A 3,287-nucleotide genomic window follows, 5' to 3' on the forward strand; every position below is an offset into this window, starting at 1 on the left:
ACCCGAAACCTCGACCCCAAGACGGCTTACCGCACCCTCGAGCGCTACCGGGTGGTGGACGTGCGCGAGCCGGAGGAGTGGGCGGAGGGGGTGCTGCCGGGCGCCCTGCGGCTCCCCCCCGGCACCCCGACCCCAAACCTCGGTCGAAAGTGTGGGTCCGGTACGGAAAGCCGAGGCCCGTGGGTAGGGGCAAGCCCTCCAGGACGAGGGGGATGTCGCTGTATAGTGGTTCCTGGAGGCGGCCATGTTCCCAGGACCCGAGCCCCTTGCCCTACTCGGCCTGCCCCCGGGCAGCGCCGACGACCGTGTGCGCTACCTGCGGGAGGGGCTACCCGTTTCGGCCTGGGACGCCCTCAAGCGCCTGCTGCGCTGCAGCGACCGTGAGCTGGGGATCCTCACCCAGATCCCTCCTTCCACCCTGGCCCGCCGCCGCAGGGCCGGGCGGCTGAACCGCCTCGAGGGCGAGCGGCTCTACCGGGTGGCGGCGGTGGTGGCCCAGGCGCTGTCGACGTTCGGGGACCCTGAAGCCGCGGTAGGGTGGCTCAGGCAGCCCAACCTGGCGCTGGGGGGGCGGGTCCCGCTCGAGTACGCCGACACCCCGGCCGGGGCGCGGGCGGTGGTGAACCTGCTGGGCGGGCTGGAGCACGGCGTGGTGCAGTGAGCGGCGGAGGGGGAAGCGCCCCGCCGGCACCTTCCGCCGGCGCCCGGGCCTGGCCATAAAGCGGTGGCGCTTGGCGCACAAACGCGTGACGATCGCGCAACTAGCCCGGGAGCGCGACCCTGCGTAAACTGCCACTCATAGCCAAACCGTTCGTGTCCCTCCCCGAAGCAGCAAAGATGGTAAATGTCTGGACTTACGCACCCTAGGGATCACCAGATAAAATGGGCCTTCATGTCACGGAGAGGTTCCGAAGATAGGATACCAACCTCGGTCCTCCGCGCGCTAGAAGCCTTAGCCCAAAGCCCCATCAACACCTCTGCCCTGGCCATGGCTGAAGCCCAAGGCTGCAACCACGACACCCTCTACCGCGCCCTGGACTACCCTCTGCCCTACTTCTTTAGCCTCTGCCTCCCTCTCTGCCGTACCCTGGGGGGCCCGAAGGGGGGCTACCTCCTCATCTCCTCATCGACGATGTCCTTATCCCCCGCTACCGCTCAGGCCAGCTCGGCCTCAAACGCCTGAGGAGCCCCAAGGAGGGGGCCTACCCCTATACCCCTACGGCTTCAGCCTGGTGGTCCTGGCCTGGGTCGACGCCAGGGGTTGGCGTCGGATCCCCCTGGCCTTCCTGCCCTACTTTGCCGATGGGGAGGAAAGCAAGCTAGACCTGGCCTTGTCCCTTTTGGAGTGGGCCCGGGAGGAGGGGTCTGAGCCGGAGGGGGTGCTGTTCGACGCCTGGTACGCGGCAAAGGAAGTGCTGGAGTGGCTCCATGCTCAGGGCTGGTGTTTCGTGACGAGACTCAGGGCTAACCGATTGCTGGAGGGTATCCAGTTGCGGCGGCATGGAGGGGCCTACTGGGTGAAGGTGGGCCATCTGAAGGGACTTTCTTTTACGGTGCAGGTGGTGCGTCGAGGGAGGGGGTTTTATGCCAGTTCCGGTGTGGACTCGGAGGGAAAGAGGACGGTGGAGGTGTACCGGTTGTGGCAGGGGATTGAGGAGATCTTCCGGGGATTGCAGCAGGAGCTAGGGTGGAAGGGGCACCGGCACTGGCGCCGGGCCAAAGTCTTGGGGCATCTGGCTTTGGGACTGGTGGCCTATGGGCTCATCGAGTGTCAGCGAGAGCGGCTGAAGTCGAGTTTCTACCAATGCCGACGGAGACTCATCGCAGGTAAGCTGAGCCTGGATTTGAGCCCTCTGTTACCGGTGCAGGTGGAGGCCGCGTAAGTCCAGTAAATAAATCAGCAGTTATGAACCCTGAAGGGATCGACTTTCTGCGAACATTTCTTGTAATGCAGTAGAAGGGGTGGCCATGAGGTTTGTAGGCAGACAGCAGGAGGGTCGCGCGCTGCTCCTCTCGGTGCGGGCCGGGCGCGGGGTGATGCTGGCGGCCCCACCCGGTCCTGGCCCGCGCCAGCCGCATGGCGGTGCCCGACCCCAAGGAGCAGCCGCAGAAGATGCTGGAGGCGGTGGCCAACCACTCCGCCCAGGTGGTGGTGGTCGACGAGCTGGGCTGGGTCGAGGACTCCAAGACCGTCGAGATCATCGCAGGCAAGGGGGTCAAGGTCATCGCCACCGTTCACGGCTCGCACCTGGGCGAGGCCGTCGCCAACCCCGCCCACTTCCCGGTGGTGGGCGTGGCCAAGCACCTCGTCGAGCGCACCCTGGTCCAGGAGCGCCCCCCGGTGTTCCGCATGGCGGTCGAGGCCTACGCCTTGGGGCGCATCCGGCTGTGCCCCGACCTCGACCAGGCGGTGCGCGACATCCTGGCGAGGCGCCCGACGCCGGTGCTCGACTTCAACCTGCGCACCGGGGAGTACACCCGGACCGCCCACCGCGCGGGCCTCGAGGGCGGGGCGGCGGCCCCCGAGAAGGCCTGAGCGCCGCACAGGGGCGGCGGGGTGGCCGGGCCCTACCTGTTTTGGATTTGCATCTATCCCAAATAATCAAGTACCGCACCACGGCTTGACCAGCCCTTCGCGCGTCCTGGACTGCGAATCGTGCCAATGCCGCCTGGTGGATGGCCGACCCCTTGGCCGGTGGTCCTGCTGGAGAGGTGGGGGGTTGGTCTAGGTTGAAATCTAGGCCAGGGCCTAGATTTACTTCTAGGGTTACCCCCCCTTTTTTTGAGGACGGGAGGAGGAGGAAGGTAAACGATCCCCTACCGGGACGCCGCCCCTGGCCGGAGCCCGACTGGCGAGTCGGGCCGCAGGCTGGGCCCGGTCTCGAGCTCGCCCACCGCGTAGATCCCCGCCCGTGGGCCGGATATCCAGATGAGGACGCGGTCCCCGGCCCTGATCCGGCCGGTGTGCTGGAGACAGCCCCACCACTCGCGGGCCTCGAGCTTGAGCGAGCGATGGATGTCGTAGAGGGCGGGGTTGGCCTGGAAGATCCAGGTGGCGCGGTCGCGGTCGGCGTGGCCGACCTTGAGGGCGGTGGCCCCCTCCCGGGTGGGCTCTACCACGGCAACAGGGCCGGCCTCGCTCGTCGTGGGGGGGTCAAGCCAGACTTGACCGCTATACATCTTTTGTATGCAACCCCAGGAACCTCAAAGCGGAGAGGGGGTTGAAGGAGAAGGCTTCCAGGGCGGCTTTTTTAGCCTGGACCTTGCGGTAGTTGAGGCAGTTCAGC

The 3,287-nt window shown here is 66.7% G+C and carries 3 protein-coding genes and 2 pseudogenes; 4 read left to right on the forward strand and 1 reads right to left on the reverse strand.

Annotated features, from left to right (window positions below; all coding sequences use genetic code 11):
- The 4 genes and pseudogenes from Mhypo_RS18810 to Mhypo_RS17445 form a co-directional block, all read left to right on the forward strand.
- A pseudogene (locus Mhypo_RS18810) lies at nucleotides 1-117 on the forward strand (rhodanese-like domain-containing protein); the annotation flags it as partial.
- A 127-nt stretch (nucleotides 118-244) separates the two neighbouring features.
- Complete coding sequence (gene parS / locus Mhypo_RS17435) at nucleotides 245-661, forward strand: type II RES/Xre toxin-antitoxin system antitoxin (protein ID WP_051349824.1); 417 nt, start codon at nucleotides 245-247, stop codon at nucleotides 659-661.
- Nucleotides 662-892: 231 nt separating this feature from the next.
- A pseudogene (locus Mhypo_RS17440) lies at nucleotides 893-1,883 on the forward strand (transposase).
- Between the two features lie 194 nt (nucleotides 1,884-2,077).
- On the forward strand, nucleotides 2,078-2,536 hold the full coding sequence (locus tag Mhypo_RS17445; RefSeq protein ID WP_027887992.1) for a hypothetical protein: 459 nt from the start codon (nucleotides 2,078-2,080) through the stop codon (nucleotides 2,534-2,536).
- Nucleotides 2,537-2,817: 281 nt separating this feature from the next.
- Here the strand turns inward: Mhypo_RS17445 and Mhypo_RS17450 are convergent, their stop codons facing one another.
- On the reverse strand, nucleotides 2,818-3,180 hold the full coding sequence (locus tag Mhypo_RS17450) for an EVE domain-containing protein (protein ID WP_051349823.1): 363 nt from the start codon (nucleotides 3,178-3,180) through the stop codon (nucleotides 2,818-2,820).
- Between the last annotated feature and the right edge of the window lie 107 nt (nucleotides 3,181-3,287).

The organism is Meiothermus hypogaeus, from assembly GCF_003574035.1.
Taxonomy (GTDB): Bacteria; Deinococcota; Deinococci; order Deinococcales; family Thermaceae; genus Meiothermus; species Meiothermus hypogaeus.